The 1,033-nt window shown below is 60.7% G+C and carries 1 protein-coding gene and 2 pseudogenes; all 3 read right to left on the minus strand.

Annotation, left to right across the window (positions count from 1 at the left end; genetic code table 11):
* Window positions 1-257: urease subunit gamma (locus ABT116_RS50255; protein ID WP_351648537.1), on the minus strand; the 257-nt coding region annotated here is incomplete at its 3' end.
* A 280-nt stretch (window positions 258-537) separates the two neighbouring features.
* A pseudogene (pstB, locus tag ABT116_RS50260) lies at window positions 538-738 on the minus strand (phosphate ABC transporter ATP-binding protein); the annotation flags it as partial.
* Window position 739: 1 nt separating this feature from the next.
* Window positions 740-970, minus strand: a pseudogene (locus tag ABT116_RS50265) (GntT/GntP/DsdX family permease); the annotation flags it as partial.
* Window positions 971-1,033: the final 63 nt, after the last annotated feature.

Raw genomic sequence — 1,033 nt, forward strand, 5'->3', positions numbered from 1 at the left:
AAAGTGGCCTCCACCTGGACGTTTGCAATCATCTCGGGTACCCCTTCCATCACGTCGTCGCGGGTGAGCACTTGCCGACCGGCGTTCATCAGTTCCGCAACCGTCATTCCGTCACGCGCGCGCTCGAGAATCCAACACGAGATCAGGGCCATCGCTTCGGGGTAGTTCAGCAGTACCCCGCGCTCGCGGCGGTCGCGGGCGACCATGCCCGCAACGCTCAGGAGCAGCTTTTCGGTATCTGAAGGGGTGAGGTGCACTGACAAGCCCTTCCGGTTGTGAAACGACATCGATCGACAGCGTGCTGTCGGGCCGAGATTAGCATTGTCCGAAGCGTCGTCAGTATCCACGAGATTCACATCGTCGGCTACTTCAGCGCCCACTCGGCGCACTTGCGCTGCTCATCGAATTATTCGGGCGCCCAACGACGCTCAGCTCTGCGCACCGGAGTGGGAACTATCACCACAACCAAAAAGTTTCACCCCCGTCTCCTGTTGGAAACGGGGGTGAAACATGATCGTGCAGGGTTTGTCCCAGGACCTATCCGAAGCGGCCGGAGATGTAGTCCTCGGTGGCCTTCTGCGTCGGGTTGGAGAAGATCTTCTCGGTGTCGTCGATCTCGACGAGCTGACCGGGCTTGCCGGTTGCCTCGAGGTTGAAGAATGCAGTCTGGTCACTCACACGCGCAGCCTGCTGCATGTTGTGCGTGACGATGACGATCGTGAAATCCTTCTTCAGCTCGGCTCAACACGAGCACTCCGGCCAGGCCCGATACCGAGATGATGCATTCCATCACGGTCCAGGTCTTGAGGTTCTGTACCACGCTGACGCCCAGATACTCCTTCACCAACCAGAATCCGGCGTCGTTGACGTGCGAGAGGAAGAGCGAGCCCGCACCGATCGCCAAGACCATCAGCGAGACATGTGCGGACGAGAGGTCTGCCGCAACCGGAGCGAGGATGCCCGACGCCGCCCTTGGCGGCGGTCAGCATCGTCGACTGCGCGGCCGGATTGCCTTCGATCGGGGCCGGCAGCA

Origin of the sequence: Streptomyces sp. NPDC002130 (assembly GCF_040296465.1) — a bacterium.
GTDB lineage: Bacteria > Actinomycetota > Actinomycetes > Streptomycetales > Streptomycetaceae > Streptomyces.